The organism is Gemmatimonadetes bacterium SCN 70-22, assembly GCA_001724275.1.
Taxonomy (GTDB): Bacteria; Gemmatimonadota; Gemmatimonadetes; order Gemmatimonadales; family Gemmatimonadaceae; genus SCN-70-22.
In genome coordinates this window covers 13934-35607 of record MEDZ01000008.1, presented here as the reverse complement: position 1 = coordinate 35607, position 21674 = coordinate 13934, and the positions used below count along the sequence as shown (strand labels likewise).

Sequence of the window (21674 nt, the reverse complement as noted above, 5' to 3'; positions counted from 1 at the left end):
GTTGCGGTGTTCGAGCGGCCGTGGCCGTCGCCCCACCTGGCCGGGTACGCCCCCCGCGACGAAGCGCCCACGCCTCGTGTGATGTCGGTTGCAGAACGAGCAATGGCGGCCCGAAAAGATGAACGGTTCATGAACTCGCGTGACGGCCTAACGGTGCCGCGAGTCGTGGATGATGCGTGGTGCCTGCATCCGTCAGCTGCAAACTCGATTGCGATGCAGCGCACAGCGCGCGCGTGTGGGAGGCACGACATTCCCATCGCCGGGCGATGGTTGCATCGGCGCCGGGGCCGGCCTCCCCCGCTCCACCCCCGCTTCGTCCCCGCTTCGCTTCCTCGTCGATCGGTACCGACGCCCCGAGCCATCGCGCCGTTCCCCCGCGCATCATGAACCACGGCAACCTCGCGCACGCCTCACCGCCATCGACGGCGCGTCCTCCGGTCGCACCACCCCCGCACCTGGTGGCAAGCCCCGCGGGCGCGTCGTCCCCGCCATCCACCCTCGGGCGTCCCGCTGTCGCGGGGAGAACCGCCTCCCCGGCGGTGCGCGGCGGATCGCGAAGCGGGGTCGGGGTGAACTGGGCGACGGTCTCCATCGTGGCGTCGCTTCTCGTCATCAACGTCGCCGGCGCGCCGTACTACCTTCGCCCCCTGGCCGAGCGGGTGCGGCACCCCCTGCATGCGCTGTTGCGCCCCTCGGGGCTCGTGGGGCAGAGCGCCGGGATCGTCGCCTTCGTCGTCTTCGTCTTCCTGTGGCTGTACCCACTGCGCAAGAAGTGGAAGGCGCTGGCATTCACGGGTCCCATCGGCAAGTGGCTCGATGTACACGTGACGACCGCGATCGGACTCCCCCTCCTCCTCACCGTGCACGCCGCCTGGCGGTCGGACGGGGTGATCGGGCTGGGGTTCGGGGCGATGCTCGTGGTGTGCGCGAGCGGCGTCGTGGGGCGCTACCTGTACACGCGCATCCCGCGGGCGCGCTCGGGGGTCGAGCTCACACGCGATGAGGTGATCGCCGAGCGAACCCGCTTGGTCGACGAGATCGCCGGGGCGACGGGGCTCGATCGGGGCACGGTGGAGGAAACGCTGCGCATGGCGTCGCCGAGCGACGAAAAGGCGGGGGCGCTGCGGGTACTGCGCGACCTCGTCGCCAACGACGTGGAGCGCTGGCGCAAGACGCGCGAGCTGCGGCGCCGGTTCCAGGCGCACGAGGGAGGACGCACGATCCCGCCGGCCACGCTCGCGCGCGCGGTCGGCCTGGCGAGCCGCGAGATCGCGCTGTCGCAGCAGGTGCGGATGCTCGACGCCACGCACCGCGTCTTCCGCTACTGGCACGTGGCGCACAAGCCGTTCGCGCTGACGGCGCTGGTGGCGGTCGTCATTCACGTCGTCGTCGTGGTTGCCGTCGGGGCAACCTGGTTCTACTGAGCGCCGGACGACGCCATACAGATGCTCCTGACGACGGTCGGCTTCTTCGCGCTCACCGGATTCTTCATCTGGCGACACCTGCGCACCCCCGGGGGGAGCGCGCCCGGGGGGGCGCCGGCACCACGCGGGGGGAGCGCTCCCTGCGCGCGCTGTGGCGCGGCGGTCCCCGCGGGATCGTCGTTCTGCCCCAAGTGCGGAATCCCGCAGCAGATCTTCGAGGTGGTGAACGCGGGAATCGCCGCCGCGCCGTCGGCGAGCGGCGCAGGTACGCTGAAGGCGCTGGTGCGGGCGGACATGTGCGTGGGGTGCGGAACGTGCGTCGCCGCCTGTCCCGAGCCCGGCGCGCTCACGCTGCAGGGGAAGCTGGCGGTGGTGAACAACGCACTCTGCAAGGGGCACGGCGAGTGTGTCGGCGCCTGTCCCGTTGGCGCCATCTCGGTGAATGCGGGGACGGCGGTCAATCGCGTGCAGGTCCCGCTGGTCGACGTCAACTTCGAGACCAACGTGCGCGGGCTGTACATCGTGGGCGAACTCGGCGGGCGCGGGCTGATCAAGAACGCGATCAACGAGGGGAAGATCGCGATCGAGCACGTGGCGAAGGTGCTTCCGCCCGGCGAGGCGCGCGCCGATGGCGACGACCACACGCTCGATGTCGTGATCGTGGGCTCCGGGCCGGCGGGGCTGAGTGCCGGGCTGGAGGCCCACCGCCGGCACCTGCGCTACGTGGTGCTGGAGCAGGGGACGCTGTCCGACACGGTGCGGAAGTACCCGCGCCACAAGTTGCTCCTGGCGGAGCCGGTCTCGATCCCGCTCTACGGCGACCTGTGGATCGCCGACGCGTCCAAGGAGACGCTGCTGCAGGTGTGGGAGACGATCGTGGCCAACACGGGGCTGGACGTGCACACCGGGCAGAAGGTGGAGAACATCGCGCGCGAGGGGACGCTCTTCCGGGTGCAGGCCGGGAAGGCGGCGTACACGGCGCGGCGGGTGGTGCTGGCGATGGGGCGCCGTGGGTCGCCGCGACGGCTGGGCGCCGCCGGTGAGGAGCTGGACAAGGTCTTCTACGACATCGTGGAGATGGAGGCCTTCAGGGGGAAGCGCGTGCTGGTGGTGGGGGGCGGCGACAGCGCGGTGGAGTCGGCGCTCGGCCTCGCCAACCAGGAGGGGGCCGAGGTGCTGCTGTCGTATCGCGGCGAGTCGTTCAGCCGGGTGAAGGAGCGCAACGTCGAGAAGATCCAGCGGGCGCTGGCCAGCGGTCGTGTGCGGGCAATCTTCCGCAGCCAGCTGCGGGAAATCCGCCAGGACGTGGTGGTGCTCGATGTGGAGGGGGAGAAGACGATCCTGCCGAACGACCACGTGATCATCCGGATCGGGGGAGAGGCGCCGTACGCCTTCCTCGAGCGGCTGGGGATCCAGATCGTCTCCAAGGAAGTCCCGGTGGGGAACGCGAGCGCTGCGCAAGCCGGATGAGCCATGATCGTGCTTCCGATCGACGCCCGGTGCCGGGCGCGCGCTTGGCGGTGTGGCTCATGACGGGGCTCCTCGCGCTGCTGGCTCCCGCGAGGGGGTGGGGGCAGATCTCGCCCGGTCCCCTCGCGCGCCCCCACGCGACGCTCGAGGGGGCGGGCAACTGCATCAAGTGCCACGGGCTCAAGGGGGGCGCCTCGCCCATGACGCAGGTCTGCCTGCAGTGCCACAAGGAGATCGGGTGGCTCGTGCAGCAGCAACGCGGGCTGCACGCCCGCGAGGTGCGTGCGGGGCGCAAGGAGTGTGCGTCGTGCCATCCCGATCACGCGGGAGCGGACTTCAAGATGGTCGAATGGGCCGAAGGATCGCCGGCGCGCTTCGACCACCGGAGGGCGGGGTGGACGCTCGAGGGGAAGCACACCGACACGAAGTGCGAGGCGTGCCATGCCACGAAGTACCGGGTGGGACGGGCCGCGGCGCTCTCGGCGCGCAAGGCCGACGCGGGATGGGTGGGGCTGGAGCGCCACTGCGTCTCGTGCCACAAGTCGGACGACGTGCACGACGGGGCGCTCGATGCCTCGTGCGAGTCGTGCCACGACGCCGCGCGGTGGGACAAGGCGCCGACGTTCGACCACGACAAGGCGGACTACCGCCTCGACGGGAAGCATGTCGACGTGGCCTGCGACAAGTGCCACCTCACGCCGCGCCTCCGGACGCGCACCAACGCCGAGGGCGAGCGCGTCCCGCTCTTCAAGCCGCTTGCCTACCGGGAGTGCTCGTCGTGTCACGCCGACCCGCACAAGGGGCGGCTCTCGACCAAGTGCAGCGAGTGCCACACCACGGCCGGCTTTCGCGTGATCGACAAGCGGGCGTTCAACCACGCCCTCACGCGGTACCCGCTCGAAGGCGACCATGCGGGCGTGCCGTGCGCCGCCTGTCATGGCAGGGAGATGACGCGCCGGAACCCGCCATTCGCGAGCTGCGCCTCGTGCCATGACGACGCGCACCGGGGCGAGGCGACGTTGGGCGGCCGGACGGTCGACTGTGCGGCCTGCCACACGGTGGAAGGGTTCACGCCGGCGGCCTTCACGCTGGCGCAGCACCGGCGGACGGCGTACCCGCTCGAGGGCAGGCACCAGGGGGTGAAGTGCGCTGCCTGCCACACCGCGCAATCGCTCCCCGCGGCAGGCGCGTCCGCCGCACATGCGACGACGGCGAGTGCAACGACGGCGAGTACGGCAGGCGCGAGTGGGACGGTGATGGCGCGGAGCCCCCGCACGGTGCGCCTCCGGATGGCGGCCTCGCGGTGTGCCGACTGCCACCTGGACGCCCACGGCGCCCAGCTGGCGGCGCGCGTCCCCGCCGCCACGTGCGAATCGTGCCATACGGTGAACGGCTTTGCCCCCAGCACCTTCGGCGCGGCGGCGCACGCCCGCTTGCGCCTGCCGCTCGAGGGGCGGCATGCCGCCATCGCCTGCGCGGCATGCCATGGCGCCGCGCGCCCGGGGCTCCCGGCGTGGGGCACGTCGGTGTCGTTAGGTACGGCGAAGGTGGCGCTGGCCGGCGTCGATCCCGCCTGCACGTCGTGCCACGCCGACCCGCATGGGGGGCGCTACGGCCGTCCCGGTGGGGCGGCGGGCGACGGGACGTGCCGCAGCTGCCACGGGGCCGACACCTTCCGTCCGTCGCGGGTCGATGTGGCGGCGCACGCCACCTATGCCTTGCCGCTGGAGGGGGCGCACCGGGCGGTGCCATGCGTGGCCTGCCACGAGGAACTGGCGAAGCGGGGGAGCGGATCGACGCTCGTGGCCGCCGCGCGCGGCGGCCGGTCGCTCCTCTTCGCCCCGCCGCAGCGGCGCTCGTGCGCGACCTGCCACCAGACGCCCCACGGGACTCAGTTCGCTGGCCGCAGCGACGGCGGTGCATGCGAGGGGTGCCATGGGGCCGAGGCGTTTGCCCCGGCGGCGCGCTTCGACCACGAGCGCTCGCGTTTCTCGCTGAAGGGGGCGCACGCCGCCGTGCCGTGCGATGGGTGCCACAAGCGGGAGCCGGTTGCCGGGGCTCCGGCCGGGACGACCCGCGTGGTGTACCGCCCGCTTGGCGTGTCGTGCGAGAGCTGTCACGCCACCCGCCCGCGCGAGGCGCGCCGCTGATGCGCCGACTGGCCTGGGTCCTCGGGGTGCTTGCCTTGCTGCTGCCGGGGCGCCTGGCGGCGCAGCGCACCGACAACCCGCACGGGCTCTCGGTCGCGGCGACGTGCATCGCCTGCCACAGTCCGGCCGGGTGGCGTCCCGCGGTCATCTCCCGCGTCTTCCAGCATGCGCCGCGCACCTTCCCGCTCGAGGGAGCGCACGCCACGACGTCGTGCACGTCGTGCCACCAGTCGCTCGACTTCTCGAAGGTGGACAGGACGTGCGCGTCGTGTCACCAGGACGTGCACAAGGGGGAGTTCGGGACGCAGTGCGCGCGCTGCCACACCGCGCGCACCTTCACCGATCGCGCGACCATGGCGCAAGCGCACCAGGCCGGGCGCTTCCCGCTGCTGGGCGCCCATGCCACCGTGCCGTGCGAGAGCTGCCACACCCCCGCCCGCAACGGCCAGCTGCAATTCGTGAACCGCCCCGTCACCTGCTTCGGGTGCCACGCCGCCACGTTCCGCGACGCCAGGTCCCCCGACCACTCGGCCGCCCGGTTCTCCCCGGATTGCACGACGTGCCACACCCAGGTGTCATGGGCGGGGGCGACGTTCGACCACAACACGACGCGCTTCCCGCTGGCCGGGCGGCACCTCGCGGTCACCTGCCAGGGGTGCCACGCCGATGGCGCGTACCAGGGGAAGCCGACGAGCTGTGCCTCGTGCCACCAGGCGGCGTACGACGCGAGCGTGGAGCCGCCGCACGCCGCCGCGCGCTTCCCGACGCTGTGCGAGTCGTGTCACCAGGGGGCGGAGACCTGGAAGGGGGGGACGTTCGATCACGCGGCGACGCGCTTCGCGCTGACCGGGGCGCACAAGGCGGCGACGTGCGCCGATTGCCATGGCGACAAGGTGTACGTGGGGAAGTCGATGGCGTGCGCCTCCTGTCACCAGGCCGACTACGACGCCACGGCGAACCCGCCGCACGCGAAGGCCGGCTTCTCCGCCACGTGCTCGACCTGCCATGGGACCACCCGGTGGCTTGGGGCGGTCTTCGACCATGCCAACACCAGGTTCCCGCTGACCGGCGGGCATGCCGGGAGCGCGTGCAACGATTGCCATGCCGACGGCGTGTATGCCGGGCGCTCGCTGGAGTGCGTGAGCTGCCACCAGGACGACTACGCGAAGACGACGAACCCGCCGCACGGGGCGGCCGGCTTCGTGACCACCTGCGCGAGCTGTCACACGACCGTGCAGTGGACGGGGGGAGCCTTCAACCACGCCACGACCAAGTTCCCCCTCACCGGCGCGCATCTCACCGCCGGCTGCAACACCTGTCACGGCGACGGCGTGTACCGCGGGAAGCCGACGACCTGCCTGTCGTGCCACCAGGCCGACTTCGCGGCAACGGCGAATCCCCCGCACGCCACGCTGGGCTTCCCGGGGACGTGCGAGACCTGCCACACCACCAGCGCGTGGGCGGGGGCGGTGTTCGACCATGCCAGGACCGCCTTCCCGCTGACGGGGGGGCACATGGCGGCCAGCTGCAACGACTGCCACGGCACCGGGATCTACAAGGGGACGCCGACCGCGTGCGTCTCGTGCCACCAGACCGACTACAACAACACGGCGAACCCCAGGCATGCGACCTCGGGGTTCGGAACGACGTGCGAGACGTGCCACACCACGACCCAATGGGCGGGGGCCGTCTTCAACCATGGCGCCACCCAGTTCCCGCTGACCGGAGCCCACCTGGCGGCGTCGTGCCTCGATTGTCACGCCAGCGGCGTGTACAAGGGGCTCCCGACCGCCTGCGCCTCGTGCCACCAGACGGAATACGACGGCACCACCAACCCCCACCACGCCGCCGCCGGCTTCACGACGCTCTGCGCCGCCTGCCATACCACCACCGGATGGCCAGGGGCCACCTACAACCACAACGCAACGTCGTTCCCGCTGACGGGAGCGCACACGACGGCGACCTGCCTCGATTGCCACGCCGACAAGGTGTACAACGGCAAGCCGACGACGTGCGTCTCCTGCCACCAGGCGGACTACAACAGCACGACCAACCCCAGGCACTCCACGTCGGGCTTTCCCACGTCGTGCGAGACGTGCCACACCACCACGCAATGGCTGGGCGCGACCTTCAACCACGACGGGCCCTACTTCCCGATCTACTCCGGGAAGCACCTGCAGAAGTGGAGCAGCTGCGCCGACTGCCACCAGAACGCGGGCAACTACAAGCAGTTCGAGTGCATCCTGTGCCACGAGCACAGCGACAAGGCCAAGGTCGACGCCGACCACAAGGGGCGGTCGGGCTACACCTACACCAGCATGGGGTGCTACAGCTGCCACCCACGGGGGACGAAGGGGTGATGGCGTCCCGGCGCGTGTCGCGTGCGTGGCTCGGGCTTGCGCTGACCTGTGCGCCCATCGCGGGGGGCGCCCAGGTGGCGCCCGTCTCGCCGCGTCCTGCGGACCTGGCCCCGCCCTCCCAGGCGACGGCCTGGGCGCACGTGACCTACATCAGCGGCCCCTCCGTCTACCTTGATGCGGGGACCCGAGCCGGGCTGCGCGAGGGGAGCCGGCTGCAGGTGGTGCGCGGGAGCACGGTCATCGCCGAGCTGGTGGTGGCGTACGTCTCCTCGTCGCGTGCGTCGTGCACCGTCGCCTCGTCGGCGGCGGCGGTCGCGGTGGGCGACTCGGCGCGCTTCACCCCGGTGCGTGACGCCGGGCCGGCGCCGGCGCGAGTGGTCGCCAGCGCCGACTCGTCGGCACGCTCCCGCGCGCGACACACCGCGCGGTCGATCCGCGGACGCGTGGGCGTGCGCTACCTGACCATGGAGCAGGGGAGCGGTACGGCGACGACGACCCTCACCCAACCCGCCTTCGACCTCCGGCTCGACGGGCAGCGGCTCAACGGGACGCCGCTCGGCCTCGTGGTCGACGTGCGCGCCTATCGCCAGAGCTTTCAGCGCCCGTCGGGGTCCGCCCTCACCAACTCCACGCGGGTGTACCAGACGGCGCTCCTGTGGACCCCGGCGGACGACGGCGTCCGCGTGGCGATCGGGCGGCAGTTCTCGTCCGCGCTGTCGTCGGTGGGATTGTTCGACGGCGCGGCGCTCGACGTCAACCGGCGCCACTGGAGTGCGGGGGGCTTCTCAGGGAGCCAGCCCGAGCCGCGGACCTTCGGCTATTCCGGCGAGGTGCGGGAGCACGGGGCGTACGTCCAGTGGCACAACGGGCCTAACGAGGGCGCCCCCTGGGCGCTCACGGCGGGGGCGATCGGCTCGTACGCCGGCGGGGAGATCGACCGGGAGTTCGGCTACCTGCAGGGGATGTTCAACAACCGCCACGTCTCGCTGTACGCCACGCAGGAGATCGACGTCAACCGTGGATGGAAGGCCGGCGTGGAATCGTCGGGCGCCACCCCGACCTCGACCTTCGCCACGATCCGCCTGTCGCCGACCGACGCGTTCTCGGTGTACGGCGGGTACGACAACCGGCGCAGCGTCCGACTGTATCGCGACTTCCTCGATCCCGAGACCGCCTTCGACGACTCGTTCCGTCAGGGCGCGTGGGGCGGGGCCTCGCTGTACCTCCTGGGACACCTGCGGGTCAGCGGCGACGCGCGCACGAGCCGCGGTGGCGCCGCCGGGACGGCCGACTCGTACACCGGCTCCGTCCACCTGTCGCGACTCACGCCGTTGCAGCTGGGGGTCCAGCTGCGCAGCACGCGCTACACGGGCGTCCTGGCCTCGGGCGACCTCACCTCTGCCTCGCTCGAGTTCACCCCGTTCGGCACCCTGCGCCTCCAGGCCAACGGCGGGCGGCGCACCGACAGCCGGACCGCCGACGCGCAGGGGAACCCTCTCACCGACTCGCGCACGACCTGGTGGGGGCTCGACGCCGACGTGGGGCTCGCCCGGTCGGTGTACCTCATGGTGTCGACCTACCGCGAGACCGGTGCGCTGACCCGGAACCTGCAGAGCTACTTGGCGCTCTCGCTGAGGTTTTAGAGGGGCAGAAGACGAGAAGACGAGAGACGACAGGGCAGGTGTCCGCGAACGGGGCGGACGGGATCAGGGCTCGTCTCGTCACGGGAAGGGCGCTTCTCGCGTCGGCTCCCGCGCCGTCGGGTGGTGGCGTCTGGCACAAAGGGCGAGGAAGCCCGTATGCTTCTGGGATGTGTCCGGGACTCTCTCGTCCCGGACCCGATGACCTTTCGTGGGGCCATTCCATGATGCGACGCCTTGTCCTGCCCGTTGCCGCGCTCCTGGCGGCGATCCCCATCACCGCCGCCCTCGCCCAGGGCGGGCCGGCGGCCGGCGCTCCGCCGGCCACCACCCTCCCGCTCAAGACGGCGCGGACGCACACCTTCACCACGACGAAGGGAACGTGGATCTCCCTCGACGTCTCGCCCAACGGGGAGCAGATCGTCTTCGACCTGCTCGGCGACCTGTACACCCTCCCGATCACCGGGGGGAAGGCGACGCGCCTCACCAGCGGCATGGCCTACGATGCCCAGCCGCGCTTCTCCCCCGATGGGAAGCAGGTCGTCTTCGTCTCCGACCGGAGCGGTGGCGACAACGTCTGGATCATGTCGCTCGACGGCAAGGACACGACGCAGGTGACCAAGGGGAACAACAACCTCTACGTCTCGCCGGAATGGATGCCCGATGGGAAGTACGTCGTGGCGTCGAAGGCGGGCGGACTCGGCGGGGGTGCCAAGCTCTGGATGTACAACGTGGAGGGAGGGAGCGGGGTCGCGCTGACGTCGCAACCCGCGCCGCCCCCGGCGCTCAAGATGATCGGCGCCGCCTTCGGGAAGGATCCACGATACCTGTGGCTCGCCGCGCGCATGGGCGACTGGCAGTACAACGCGTTAGGCCCCCAGTACCAGCTGTACGTGTGGGACCGCGAGACCGGGCGCACGTCGCAGATGTCGACACGCTTCGGCTCCGCCTTCCGCCCGGCGCTCTCGCCCGACGGGAAGTACCTCGCCTATGCCGCGCGTTTCGAGACCAGGACGGGGATTCGCCTGCGCAACCTCGAGACGCAGCAGGAGGAGTGGCTCGCCTATCCGGTGCAGCGTGACGAGACCGAGTCGCGCGCCCCGATGGACGCCTACCCCGGCTACTCGTTCACCCCGGACTCCAGGGCCATCGTCGTGTCTTATGGCGGCGAGATCTGGCGGGTCCCCGTGGACCGGTCGCCGGCGGTGAAGATCCCGTTCGAGGCCGAGGTGAAGCTGGAGATGGGGCCCGAGGTGAAGTTCTCGTGGCGTGTCGACACGGCGACCGCGTTCACGGCCCGCCAGGTGCGCGACATCGCTCCGTCGCCGGACGGGAAGAAGCTCGCCTTCTCGGCGCTCGACCGGATCTACGTCATGGAGCTGCCGAGCGGGACGCCACAGCGCGCGAGCAAGGCCGACGTCGGGGAGTTCGGGCCGGTCTGGTCGCCCGACTCGAAGTCGCTGGCGTGGGTGACGTGGAGCGATGGCCAGGGCGGCAGCATCGTCCGCGGCAACTGGGATGCGCGCCGGGGGTGGAGCACGCAGGTGCTGGCGACGGGGGCGCTGTTCGGCGATCTGGCCTGGTCGCCGGCGAGCGACCGCATCGTCGCGGTGCGCGCCGCTGCCCGCGAGATGCAGGAGGCGGGAGCCGCGTTCTTCGGCCCCGCGGCCGCCGACTTCGTCTGGGTTCCGGCGACCGGGGGAGCCCTGACGGCCATCATGCCGACCGGCGGAGTGGGCAACCCGCACTTCACGTCGAATCCCGATCGCATCTTCGCCTACGGGGGGCGCGACGGGCTCGTCTCGTTCCGCTGGGATGGGACGGACATGAAGACGCACCTGCGGGTGACGGGGCCAATGCAGAATCCCGGCGGGGCGCCGATGACGCTCGACGCGGGGCTGGACCAGAAGGTCGCCCAGCAGTGGATCGGCGGGCGCGCATCGCGTCCGCTCGCCGCCGTCGCACAGCCTTCGCACCTGGGCGATGACGACGCGGAGCCCAACCCGCCGGCGCCGCCGCCGGCCGGGCTCGTCCTGATGGCGCCGACGGGCGACCGGGCGCTGGCGATGGTCGGCATGGACTTCTACGTCGTGACCGTGCCGCAGGTGGGGGCGACGGCGCCGACCGTCTCGGTGGCGGCCCCCGCCACCGCGCCGGTCCCGGTGCGGAAGTTGAACGAGATCGGCGGGGAGTTCCCGGCCTGGAGCAGCGACGGCCGCAAGGTGATGTGGGCGTTAGGCAACGCCGTGTGGACGTTCGACCTCGATCGCGCGCAGGTGGTGGACGACTCGCTCAAGGCCGACGGCAGGGCCAAGGCGCGCCTTCGCGCCGACAGCACGAAGAAGGACAGCATTGCCCGCGCCGACTCAATCGCCAAGGCCGACACGACCAAGAAGGAAAAGCCGGGGTACAAGCCGGCGGAGATGCGCATTGCCGTGGCGGCCACGCGCGACACGCCGCGCGGCGTCGCCGTCTTCCGCGGCGCGCGGGCGATCACGATGAAGGGGAAGGAGATCATCGAGAACGCCGACATCGTGGTGCGAGACAACCGCATCGTGGCGATCGGCGCGCGCGGGAGCGTGGACGTCCCCGCCGGGGCGCAGGTCTTCGACCTGACCGGGAAGACGATCATTCCCGGCTTCGTGGACACGCACTACCACCCGCAGTGGCTCACCCCGCAGATCCACAACACGCAGACGTGGCAGTACCTGGCCACCCTGGCCTACGGAACGACGACGACGCGCGACCCGCAGACGGCCACCACCGACTTCATGACCTATGGGGATCGCGTGGCCACGGGCGAGATGGTCGGCCCGCGCGTCTACACCACCGGCCCGGGCGTCTTCTCCAGCGAGCCGGTGCGCGACCTGGACCACGCCCGGCAGATCCTGTCGCGGTACGCCAAGTACTACGACACCAAGACGCTCAAGATGTACATGAGCGGCAACCGCCAGCAGCGGCAGTGGATCATCATGGCGGCGAAGGAGCTCGGGATCATGCCGACGACCGAGGGGGGGCTCGACCAGAAGCTCAACATCACGCACGGGATCGACGGCTATCCCGGCATCGAGCATACGCTCCCGATCACCCCGAAGTACGACGACGTCTTCGAGTGGTACAAGGCGACCCAGACATACAACTCGCCGACGCTGATCGTGGAGTACGGCGGCCCGTTCGGCGAGGGGTGGTTCTACCAGTCCGAGGACCTGCTGGGCGACACGAAGCTGCGCCATTTCACGCACCCGGTCGACATCGACACGAAAGTCCGGCGCCGTGGCGCGGGGAACGCCCCCGGCCCCGCGGGCTTCGCGGTGAAGGAAGAGTACGCGATGTGGCAGCACGCCCAGGACGTGGCCAAGACCGTGGCGGCCGGCGGGAAGATCGGCGTCGGGTCGCACGGCCAGCTGCAAGGCCTGGGGATGCACTGGGAGATCTGGCTCCTGCAGAGCGGGGGACTCTCGCAGCACGACGCCCTGCGCGCCGCGACCATCGTCGGCGCCGAGGCGATCGGCCTGGCACAGGATGTCGGTTCGCTCGAGGCGGGGAAGCTCGCCGACCTCGTGGTCCTGGACCGTGACCCGCTCGCCGACATCCGCAACACCAACAGCGTCGCGATGGTGATGGTCAACGGGCGCCTCTTCGACGGCAGTACCCTCGACGAGGTGTACCCCCGCCAGCGCAAGCTCCCGAAGCAGCCATGGGAGTACGCGACGCCGCAGGTCAACGCGGGGATCGCGAAGTAGGAGAGAACGGGAAGACGGGAGTCGCGAAGTCGCGAAGTCGCGAAGCCGCGAGGCGGGTTCCGGCCAGGGGGCCGGGACTCGCCTTTCGGCGTTTGGGGGCTACCTTGCTCGTGCGGCAGGCGGGCCTGCAGGCCCCGCGCGCGATTCACCCCTGCAGTGAGGCACTCGTGAAGCTGTTCCTGGCAATTCCTCGTCCGACTTCCCTCCCGCCAGGAGCAATGCATGTCACGCCCGCCTACTCCCCGCCTCACGGCTGATCGTCTTTCCTGTCACCTGCCGGATGGCCGCCCCCTCCTCGACGGGGTGAGCCTCGGCATCGCGGCCGAGCGCACCGGAATCGTCGGCGCCAACGGGAGCGGAAAGAGCACCCTCCTCGAGCTCCTCGCCGGCATCCGCGAGCCAACGAGCGGAACGCTCGTCAGGCGAGGCTCCATCGGCTACCTCCCGCAGGCGGTGACGCCGCGGCCTGGCGCCACGGTCGCCGAGATCCTCGGCATCGCGGATGCGCTGGATGCCCTCGACCGCCTCCTGTCGGGCGCGGGAGACGCTGCGGACGTGGAGCGCGTCGGCGGCGGGTGGGAGCTGCGCGAACGTGCGTGCGAGGCGCTGGATCGGGTGGGGCTCGGCGGGCTCCCGCTCGAACGCTCGCTGGACCGTGTGAGCGGGGGCGAGGGGACGCGCCTCGCGCTGGCCGCCCTCCTGGTCCGCGACCCCGACTTCCTCCTCCTCGACGAGCCCTCCAACCACCTGGATGCGGATGCCCGCGCCGCGCTGTGCGGCGTGATCGCGCGCTGGCCCCGCGGACTCGTCGTCGTCAGCCATGACCGCGCCCTCCTGGCCGGGATGGACCGGATCGTGGAGCTCTCGTCGCTCGGCGCACGGCTCTACGGGGGCGGGTACGATGCGTATCGCGCGCGACGCGACGAGGAACGGGCGGCCGCCGAGCACGCGCTCGATGCGGCTCGCGTCGCCGCTCGTCGGACCGCCGGTGCCGTCCAGGCACGCATGGAGCGCAAGGCGCGCCAGGATGCGCGTGGGAGGAAGTCGCGCGCGGACGGATCGCAGCCCAGGCTCGTCCTCAATGCGAAGCGCGAGCGCAGCCAGGGAACCTCGGCGCGCCTGGCCACCGAGAAGACGCGCCTCCTCGAGGAGAGTCGCCGCCGCCTGGCGGAGGCGCGCGCGCGCGTCGAGGCACGGGCCACCCCGACCTTCACCATTCCCCCCACTGGGCTGCACGCGCGCCGACGGGTAGTCGAGGTGCGAGGGGCGAGCATCGCGATGCCCGGCGACGACCGGCCGCTCCTTCGTGACATCGAGCTCACGATCGTCGGCCCCGAGCGCCTCGCGGTCACCGGCCCGAACGGCGCCGGCAAGACGACGCTCCTCCGCCTGCTGGCCGGACGCGTTGCGCCTGACGAGGGACGGGTGGCGCACGGCATCGCCCCGGGCGACATCGCCTGGCTGGAGCAGCACGCCGACTGGCCGGTCCCCACGGGGTCGCTCCTCGACAACTTCCTGGCCCGCAACGACGGGGCGAGCGCCGCCCACGCCCGCGAGGCACTGGCCGCCTTCCTGTTCCGCGGCGATGCCCCGCTGCGACCGGTCGCCACCCTGAGCGGCGGCGAGTCGATGCGCGGCGCGATGGCCGCGCTCCTCCATGCCAGCCGCCCCCCCCAGCTCCTCCTCCTGGACGAGCCGACGAACCACCTCGACCTCGATGGGACCGAGGCGGTCGAGCGTGCCCTGCGCGACTGGGATGGCGCACTGGTCGTGGTGTCGCACGACGAGGCGTTCCTCGCCTCGATCGGGATCCAACGGCGCATCGCGCTGCCGGGGCGCGACGCGTCAGGCGGCGCCGGCGCTCCCCCCGGATGATGGCCCCGCGCGCCGCGTCGCACCGGCTGACGGCGTGACACCCGCCCGCCTGGCTCCGCCCAGCCGTGCACCGTTGGCGAGCCAGGCCACCAGCAGGACGGCGCTGGCCACGCTCGCCCCCACCTTCACGGGGAGCGGCGCCGTGCTGGTCGAGAGGAATCCCTCGATGGCTCCCGCCACGAGCAAGAGGACGATCGACGCTCCGATGAGCTGCGTGCTGGTGCGCGCATTGAGGACGAGCGCGTCACGGCGCGTGTACGGGCCGGGGCGGACCATCGCGACGCCGAGCAGGAATCCCGCCGCGCCGGCGCACCAGATCGCGAAGAGTTCCAGGACGCCGTGTCCCGCCACGAAGGTCCACAGGTAGGCGAGGAGGCCAGCGTTGTGGAAGTGCGCCGACGCGGCCCCCATGAGGAGGCCATTGAAGGCGAGGGAGAGGAGCGAGCCGACTCCGAGCGCGATCCCCCCGGCGAAGCAGGCGAAGGCGACGCCGAGGTTGTTCGTGATGATGAACGACGCGACGGTCGCCCGCTGCGCGCCCGCCGTCTGGGCGTATCCACGCCCGCTTTGCAGCTCGCGGCGGCCCTCCTCGGCCCGCTCGAGGAGGACGGCGGGAAGCACCTCCTCGGCGAGCGCGGGGCGCTCCCGTAGCGTCGCATATGCGCCGAGCGCGGGCAGGATGAAGGCCAGCGCGGCGAGCAGCACGACCCGCCGCTGGGCGACCACGGCAGCCGGGCAGTCGACGGCGATGAAGCGCCCCACACGCGCCCAGGTCTTGCGCTCGTCCCGGTAGAGGAGGTTGTGCCCGGCGGCAACGAGCCGCTCGAGGCGCGCGCGCAGCCGCGGCTCGGCGCCGTAGGTCCGGGCGCGCGCGAGGTCGGCCGCTACCTCGCGATAGCGAGCGGCGAAGTCGGGGAGCTCGTCGGCGGAGAGCGCGTCGAGCCCGCCACGACTGGCGCGCCCGGCCAGGGCGCCGAACTCGTCCCACCGCGCCTGCTTTCGGGCGACGAGCCGCTCCAGGGCTGCCGAATGCGAAACCGGACGTCCCGGCTGGCGCCGCGCGGCGAGGGCACTGCCTGCGAACCGTCCGCGGCGCCGGGTACCCTCGTCGCGCCAGGCCTCGGCGAGGAAGGCGACGGGGTCGGCGTCGCGCGTGGGGAATCGATCGGCGAGCCGCGCGGTCAGCTGCCGGGCGAGCCGCGCGCGCACCTCCGAGGGGAGTTGCGGCGCGCGCTGCACGAACTCGCGCAGCACGCGGAACTCCTCGTCGCTCAGCCGGGGAGCTCCCTCCGCCGTCGCCGCAGGCAGGTCGATCGCCTCCGCGCCGGCGCTGGCGGCCGGGGCTTCGTGCGGCTCGTCGCGCACCACGACGGTCCCGGCCACCAGGTCGCCCAGGCGCTTGCCCCGCGGATGGAAGGCGACGAGGAGCGCGCCTAACAAGTACGGCGGCGGGAGGAAGTCGGCGATGCGAAGGAGGTTGCGGGCCCCCGCCTCACGCAGCGTGACCGGATGCCCCGTGTCGCGGATCACCCGGATCCCCAACCAGCGCTTTCCCGGCGTCTGCCCGTCGCGGAACCCCTCGAACAGGGCGAAATACCCCCACAGCAGGGCGAACAGCGCGAGTCCGACCACGGGAAAGATCGCGGCGCCGAGCGCCGGCCCCGCGCGTGCGGCGAGGTACACCAGCGCCGCCATGAGCGCCGCGACGATGGCGCTATCGAGGCAGGCGGCCAGCGCGCGACTCCCGAGCCCGGCGATTTCGTAGTCGATGACGACGTGTTCCGGCGTCTCGACCTCGAGGTGCTGGCGGAAGTCTGCGGGTGCGCCCATGCCACTCGGTCCTCGCGCGGAGCGGGAAGGCGCCGGCGCACGCCGGCGGGGGAGGGGTGTGGCGCCCGCGCGCGCCCCGCCCCTGGGCAGCAACATACGGCGGGGCGAGACGCTTCCAAAGACGCTCCGCGCGCACGAGAATTCGGCATCGCCCGCACCACGGCCGCTCCCGAGGAGAGATCGCATGCTCGTCCCAACCCTCCGCCCCCTGTCCCTCGGCGAGGTGCTCGATACGTCGTTCGGGATCTACCGCCGGCTCTTCGCCCCCCTGCTCGTGATCTCGGCCGTCACGCAGGCGATCCCCCTCGCCCTCGGCGTCTTCGTCACCTCGGCTGGCGGGATGGTGCAGCAACCGGCGCTCGCGATGCTTGGCTACGGCCTTGCCATCGTCTTCGGGGCGGTGGGGACGGCGGCCTCGACGTTCCTGGTGGCCGAGACGTACCTCGGTGGGAGCCTAACGACGCAGGAGGCCATCCTCCGGTCGACGCCGTTCCTCGGGCGCCTCATCGCGACCTCGATCCTGGTGTCACTGGTCGCGGGGGTGGGGCTCGTCTTCCTCATCGTGCCGGGAATGATCCTCCTCTCCGGACTGTTCATCACCCCCGCGGTGCTCGTCCTCGAGGACCTGGGCGCGCCGACGTCGGCCATGTCGCGCAGCTGGGCGCTGTCGCGGGGCTACAAGGGGAAGATCCTTGCCTCGCTCATGGCGATCCTCCTCCTCCTGATCATCCCCGGCATCGCGATCGGCGCCTTCACGGTCGGGACCTCCGACGCGTCGGCAGCGGAGGCCTCGCTGTCGGTGGGAGCGATGATCGTCCAGTCGGCGCTGCAGGTGCTGGTGTACCCGCTGATCTACGTGCTGACGACGGTCCTCTACTACGACCTGCGGGTTCGCAAGGAAGGGTTCGACCTCGAGATGCTCGCGGCCTCGCTGCAGCAGGGATGACGGCCGTGCAGCCGACGGAGGCCGCGAGGACCGACTCGCTTCACGCCATCCTGGATTCGGTCTTCGCGTCGCCCGCGTACCGCTGGGAAGGGCGGGAGGACCCCTTCGGGACGCTACGGCGGCTCTGGTTCGCCACGGGCGAGTACCTCCAGCGCCTGCGCGAGCAGAACCCGGACGCGTACCGGCTCCTCATGTGGGCGCTGGTGGCCGTGCTGCTCGCCATCCTCGCCCATGCGGCGTGGGTCGCGCTGCGCACCATCCGCCGGGGGAGCGGCCAGCCGGAGGAACGGGGAGGCGCGGCGATCGCCGCGCCGCGCGATGCGGGGTGGTACGCGAGCGAGGCGGCGCGACTGGCGGGCGAGGGCGACTACGTGGCTGCGATGCAGGCCGATTTCCTTCGCCTCGTGCTGGAGCTCGATGCGCGGCGCGTCGTGGCCTTCCACCCCAGCAAGACCCCAAGCGAGTACGCGCGCGACGCATCGCTCACAGACGAGGGACGGCGTGCCCTCCTGGCGCTGGTCCGGGAACTGTACGGGCACGCCTTCGCTCGCGTGCCGTGCGACCGCGCCGCGTACGAATCCTGGCGCGCGCGCGCGCTCGCCGAGCGGTATGCGCCCGCGCACTGAGGCCGCCATCGCGGCGGGGGCGGTGGTGGCGCTCCTCGTGCTCGCCTTCGCGACCGGGCGTCGGGTGCGGGCCGTCGACGACCCCGACCCGCGCGCCTCGTCGTTCGGGGCCGGCCGTGAAGGCGTGCGGGCGCTGGCAGATGCTGCCGAGCGTTTGGGTATCGAAGTGCTCCGCTGGCGCGAACGTCCGCAGGGCCTCGCGCGCCGGATGCACCGGGATTCGGCGTCCACCGTGGCCATCCTCGCGCCGACTCGCGCCATCTCGCCCGCCGAGCGAGGGGCCCTCGTGCATCTGGCCATCGATTCCGTGGGCGCCGACCTGGTCCTTGCCGGACATGAGGCAGGAGGGGTGATGCGGTGCTTCGGCCATCGCGTGCGGCGGACCGTCTTCGATTCTGCGCGGGTGGCGCCCCGGCGCTCCGCTGGGACGACGGGGGGCACGGCGGTGGGGGCGGGGGCGGGGGTGTGGGTGCACGGGGTGCTCCTGCCGCGCGCCGAGCGCGCCGCGCCGTCCGGGCGATCGGACGAGGGCGCCTGCCCGCCGGTGGTGATCCTCGGGGCCGACACGCTCCTGATGACGGGACAGGGCGACGTGGCCATGCTGCAGCTGACGGTCGCCCCGCATGGGCGCCGGGTGACGCTCGTGGGCGACGCGGTGCTGCTGCGCAATCGCTCCTTGCGTAGCGGCGACGTCGCGCCGCTGGTCGCGGCCACGGTCCTCCCGCGCGGCGGGCGCCTCATCTTCGACGAGTTCCATCAGGGGTACGGCCCCGGCGGCTCGATGGCGCAGGCCACCCTGGAGTGGAGCCTGCGACACCCCCTGGGGTGGATGACGTGGCAGCTGGCGGTGGTGGCCCTGCTGGCGCTGCTGGCCAGCGGGGTGCGATTCGGGCCGGTCCGGGCGGCCATCGCGCGCCAGCGCCGCTCCTCGCTGGAACACGTGCGGGCCCTGGCCACCGCGTTGGCCGCGGCCCGCGGGCATCGCGAGGCCGTCGGTGCGATGGTGTGCGGACTCCGGCGCCGCCTCTCGCCGGCGGCAGGTGGGGCCGCGTCGCGCGAGGATTGGCGCGCGTGGCTCGAGACCTTGGCGACCGGCGCGCCCGACGCGAAGGCCCGTGAGGCCGCCGGGCGCCTGGCCCGGCTGGCCGACGCCCCCGAACCTGCAACCGCGGTGCTGAGCGCCGCCAACGCCGTGGAGGATGTGTGGCAATCCCTGCGTCCCTGAACGCCGACGAGCTCCGCGCGCACGCCGCGACGGCGCACCAGCTCATGACCGAGCTCGAGCGCGTGGTGCTCGGGCAGCGCGATGCCATACGTGAGTCGCTCCTCGCGCTCATGGCGCGCGGCCACGTCCTGCTCGAGGGCCCCCCCGGGACGGCGAAAACCCTCCTGGTGCGCGCCCTCGCCCAGTCGCTCGGTCTCACCTTTCGGCGCATCCAGTTCACGCCGGACCTCATGCCCTCGGACATCACGGGAGTCAACTTCCTGGGAGCGGACGGCCGCTTCACCTTCCGCCCGGGGCCCCTGTTCGCCGACCTCGTCCTGGGTGACGAGATCAACCGCGCCCCGGCCAAGACGCAGGCGGCGATGCTCGAGGCCATGCAGGAGCGCGCCGTCACGGTGGACGGAGAAACGCGCCTCCTCTCTCCGGGATTCACGGTCTTCGCCACCCAGAATCCGATCGAGTTCGAGGGGACCTATCCGCTCCCCGAGGCCGAGCTGGATCGCTTCCTCGTCAAGGTCCTCCTGCGGTATCCCTCGGACCAGGCGGAGCAGGGCATGCTGGGGCGCGTCCTCGGCGGCTTCGATGCGGCGATCCCGGCGAGCTTCGGGATCGGACAGGTCCTGGACTCGCGCGGGCTCGAGGCGTTGCGTGCCGCGGCACGCCGGGTGCGCGTCGAGCCGTCCATCGTGGCCTACATCACGGCGCTGGTGCGCGTGACGCGCGAGACGCCGACCCTCACGTTAGGCGCGTCGCCCCGCGCCTCGGTGGCGCTCCTCCTCCTGGCGCAGGCGTCGGCGCTGCTCGATGGCCGCGATTTCGTCGTCCCCGACGACGTGAAGTCGCTCGCTCCCCCCGTCCTGCGGCACCGCGTCCAGGTGGCGCCCGAGCTCGAGCTGGAGGGCGTGACGCCCGACGCGGCGGTCCAGGCGCTGTTCGAGCGGGTGGAAGCCCCGCGCGCATGATCCTCCCGGCGCGCCGCTGGTTCGCTGGCGCGGCGATGCTCGCGCTCGTTGCCCCGCTGGCGCTGGCCTGGCCGACGGCCGCCACCTGGCTCGTCACTCTCGATGCCGCGTGGCTGTTGCTGCTGGCGGTCGACGCGTGGCGCTCGGCCGCGATCACGGCTGACGACATCACCGTGCGCCGGCAGGTCCCGCCCGCCTTCTCGCTGGGGCGGCCGCTCCCCGTCACCTGGCGATGGGAGGCGCGACTCCCGCGTCCGGTGGTGGTGCGCGTCGCCGAGGAATTCCCCTCGCTCCTGTCGCTGGGCGACGCCGCCGAGCGGGTGCTGCGGCTCGCTCCCGGCTCGGCGCTGTACGAGACGCACGTCGTGACGCCGGTGGCCCGGGGGAAGGGCGGGGGCGGCGCGTTGCACCTGCGGGTTTCCTCGCCGTGGGGGCTGGCGTGGCGCACGCTCCGCGTCGAGACCCCATGGCCGGTGACGGTCTTCCCCACGCTGGTGGGGGCGTCGCTCCGTGCCCTCCCCACCCAGTCGCAGCGGCGACGGGAGGCGGGGCTCCGCGCGGCGCGACGCCTGGGCGAGGGGCGTGCCTTCGAAAGCCTGCGTGAATGGGTGCCAGGCGATGAGACGCGGACGATCGACTGGAAGGCGACGGCGCGCCGGCGCAAGCCGATGGTGCGACAGTACGAGGACGAGCGCCGGCAGCAGGTCATGATCGCCATCGATGCGGGCCGGATGCTCACCGCCGAGTACGAAGGGCGCGCGCGACTCGAATACGTGGTGGAGGCGGCGTTGCAGCTGGCGCACGCCGCTGTCGACCACGACGACGACATCGGCCTGATGGTCTTCGCCGACGTCGTGCAGCGGTACCTGGCCCCCGCGCGGGGGCGCCGCGCCCTGCGCAGCGTCCTCGACGCCCTCGCGACGGTGCACGGCACGCTCGTCGAACCCGACTACCCCGCCGCCTTCGCCCTCCTGGCGCAGCGCAACCGCAAGCGCGCGCTCGCCATCGTCTTCACCGACGTCATCGATCGCACCGCGAGCGACGCGCTCGTCTCCCAGGTCGGCGCGCTGCGCCCGCGCCACCTCCCCCTCGCGGTGGCGCTGCGCGACCCGGCGCTCGATCGCCTGGCGACGGCGCGTGCCGCGACGGTCCAGGCCGCATTCGAACGCGCCGCCGCCGAGGAACTGCTCCAGGCGCGCGAAGCGGCACTGGCCGACATGCGAGGGCGGGGGGTCCTGGTGCTGGATGTCCCCCCGGCCGGCGCGGCCGAGGCGGTCGTGGCGCAGTACCGCGTGCTGAAGCGGCGGGCGGCACTCTAATCAGAGAAGACGAGAAGACGAGAAGACGAGAAGACGAGAAGACGACGGGAACTCGGCGGGGAGGTGGCAGGGCGCGCGCGATGCTCCTCGCCCGAGACGCGCTC

At 72.1% G+C, this 21674-nt stretch carries 13 protein-coding genes; 12 read left to right on the top strand and 1 reads right to left on the bottom strand.

Annotation, left to right across the window (positions count from 1 at the left end; all coding sequences use genetic code 11):
• The first annotated feature begins 539 nt into the window (after nt 1-539).
• The 7 genes from ABS52_05890 (at nt 540) to ABS52_05860 (ending at nt 14662) form a co-directional block, all read left to right on the top strand.
• Nucleotides 540-1424, top strand: coding sequence for a hypothetical protein (locus ABS52_05890; GenBank protein ODT04181.1), 885 nt, complete (start codon nt 540-542; stop codon nt 1422-1424).
• 21 nt (nt 1425-1445) lie between these two features.
• The gene (locus tag ABS52_05885; protein ODT04180.1) at nt 1446-2894 is read left to right on the top strand and encodes a hypothetical protein; all 1449 of its coding nucleotides are present in this window, start codon (nt 1446-1448) and stop codon (nt 2892-2894) included.
• A 29-nt stretch (nt 2895-2923) separates the two neighbouring features.
• Entirely contained in the window at nt 2924-5044 is a 2121-nt protein-coding gene (locus tag ABS52_05880) for a hypothetical protein (protein ODT04179.1), read from the top strand.
• Entirely contained in the window at nt 5044-7404 is a 2361-nt protein-coding gene (locus ABS52_05875; GenBank protein ID ODT04178.1) for a hypothetical protein, read from the top strand. Before ABS52_05880 ends, ABS52_05875 begins: the two co-directional genes overlap by 1 nt.
• A 14-nt stretch (nt 7405-7418) precedes the next feature.
• The gene (locus ABS52_05870) at nt 7419-9047 is read left to right on the top strand and encodes a hypothetical protein (GenBank protein ODT04177.1); all 1629 of its coding nucleotides are present in this window, start codon (nt 7419-7421) and stop codon (nt 9045-9047) included.
• A gap of 224 nt (nt 9048-9271) precedes the next feature.
• Nucleotides 9272-12787: a hypothetical protein gene (locus ABS52_05865; GenBank protein ID ODT04225.1), complete on the top strand. Its 3516-nt coding sequence runs from the start codon at nt 9272-9274 to the stop codon at nt 12785-12787.
• 222 nt (nt 12788-13009) lie between these two features.
• Nucleotides 13010-14662, top strand: a complete 1653-nt coding sequence (locus ABS52_05860; protein ID ODT04176.1) for a hypothetical protein — start codon at nt 13010-13012, stop codon at nt 14660-14662.
• Here ABS52_05860 and ABS52_05855 read toward each other — a convergent pair.
• On the bottom strand, nt 14633-16492 hold the full coding sequence (locus tag ABS52_05855) for a hypothetical protein (GenBank protein ODT04175.1): 1860 nt from the start codon (nt 16490-16492) through the stop codon (nt 14633-14635). The genes ABS52_05860 and ABS52_05855 overlap by 30 nt on opposite strands.
• A gap of 184 nt (nt 16493-16676) precedes the next feature.
• Here ABS52_05855 and ABS52_05850 point away from each other — a divergent pair, with 184 nt between their 5' ends.
• The 5 genes from ABS52_05850 to ABS52_05830 are packed head-to-tail and all read left to right on the top strand — an operon-like array spanning nt 16677 to nt 21570.
• Nucleotides 16677-17438, top strand: coding sequence for a hypothetical protein (locus ABS52_05850; GenBank protein ODT04174.1), 762 nt, complete (start codon nt 16677-16679; stop codon nt 17436-17438).
• Nucleotides 17435-18064 carry a hypothetical protein gene (locus tag ABS52_05845; protein ODT04173.1) on the top strand — a complete coding sequence of 210 codons (630 nt, stop codon included), beginning with the start codon at nt 17435-17437 and terminating at the stop codon, nt 18062-18064. The genes ABS52_05850 and ABS52_05845 overlap by 4 nt, the downstream gene beginning before the upstream one ends.
• Nucleotides 18048-19289: a hypothetical protein gene (locus tag ABS52_05840; protein ID ODT04172.1), complete on the top strand. Its 1242-nt coding sequence runs from the start codon at nt 18048-18050 to the stop codon at nt 19287-19289. The genes ABS52_05845 and ABS52_05840 overlap by 17 nt, the downstream gene beginning before the upstream one ends.
• A complete protein-coding gene (locus tag ABS52_05835) occupies nt 19268-20251 on the top strand; it encodes a hypothetical protein (GenBank protein ODT04171.1) in 984 nt (327 codons plus the stop codon). Before ABS52_05840 ends, ABS52_05835 begins: the two co-directional genes overlap by 22 nt.
• Nucleotides 20248-21570, top strand: coding sequence for a hypothetical protein (locus tag ABS52_05830; GenBank protein ID ODT04170.1), 1323 nt, complete (start codon nt 20248-20250; stop codon nt 21568-21570). The genes ABS52_05835 and ABS52_05830 overlap by 4 nt, the downstream gene beginning before the upstream one ends.
• Nucleotides 21571-21674 lie beyond the last annotated feature (104 nt).

Coding starts and splice junctions, on each gene's coding strand:
- ABS52_05885 (ODT04180.1), top strand. CDS start 1,446: ATGCTCCTGACGACGGTCGGCTTCTTCGCGCTCACCGGATTCTTCATC.
- ABS52_05875 (ODT04178.1), top strand. CDS start 5,044: ATGCGCCGACTGGCCTGGGTCCTCGGGGTGCTTGCCTTGCTGCTGCCG.
- ABS52_05865 (ODT04225.1), top strand. CDS start 9,272: ATGCGACGCCTTGTCCTGCCCGTTGCCGCGCTCCTGGCGGCGATCCCC.
- ABS52_05860 (ODT04176.1), top strand. CDS start 13,010: ATGTCACGCCCGCCTACTCCCCGCCTCACGGCTGATCGTCTTTCCTGT.
- ABS52_05855 (ODT04175.1), bottom strand. CDS start 16,492: ATGGGCGCACCCGCAGACTTCCGCCAGCACCTCGAGGTCGAGACGCCG.
- ABS52_05850 (ODT04174.1), top strand. CDS start 16,677: ATGCTCGTCCCAACCCTCCGCCCCCTGTCCCTCGGCGAGGTGCTCGAT.
- ABS52_05845 (ODT04173.1), top strand. CDS start 17,435: ATGACGGCCGTGCAGCCGACGGAGGCCGCGAGGACCGACTCGCTTCAC.
- ABS52_05840 (ODT04172.1), top strand. CDS start 18,048: ATGCGCCCGCGCACTGAGGCCGCCATCGCGGCGGGGGCGGTGGTGGCG.
- ABS52_05830 (ODT04170.1), top strand. CDS start 20,248: ATGATCCTCCCGGCGCGCCGCTGGTTCGCTGGCGCGGCGATGCTCGCG.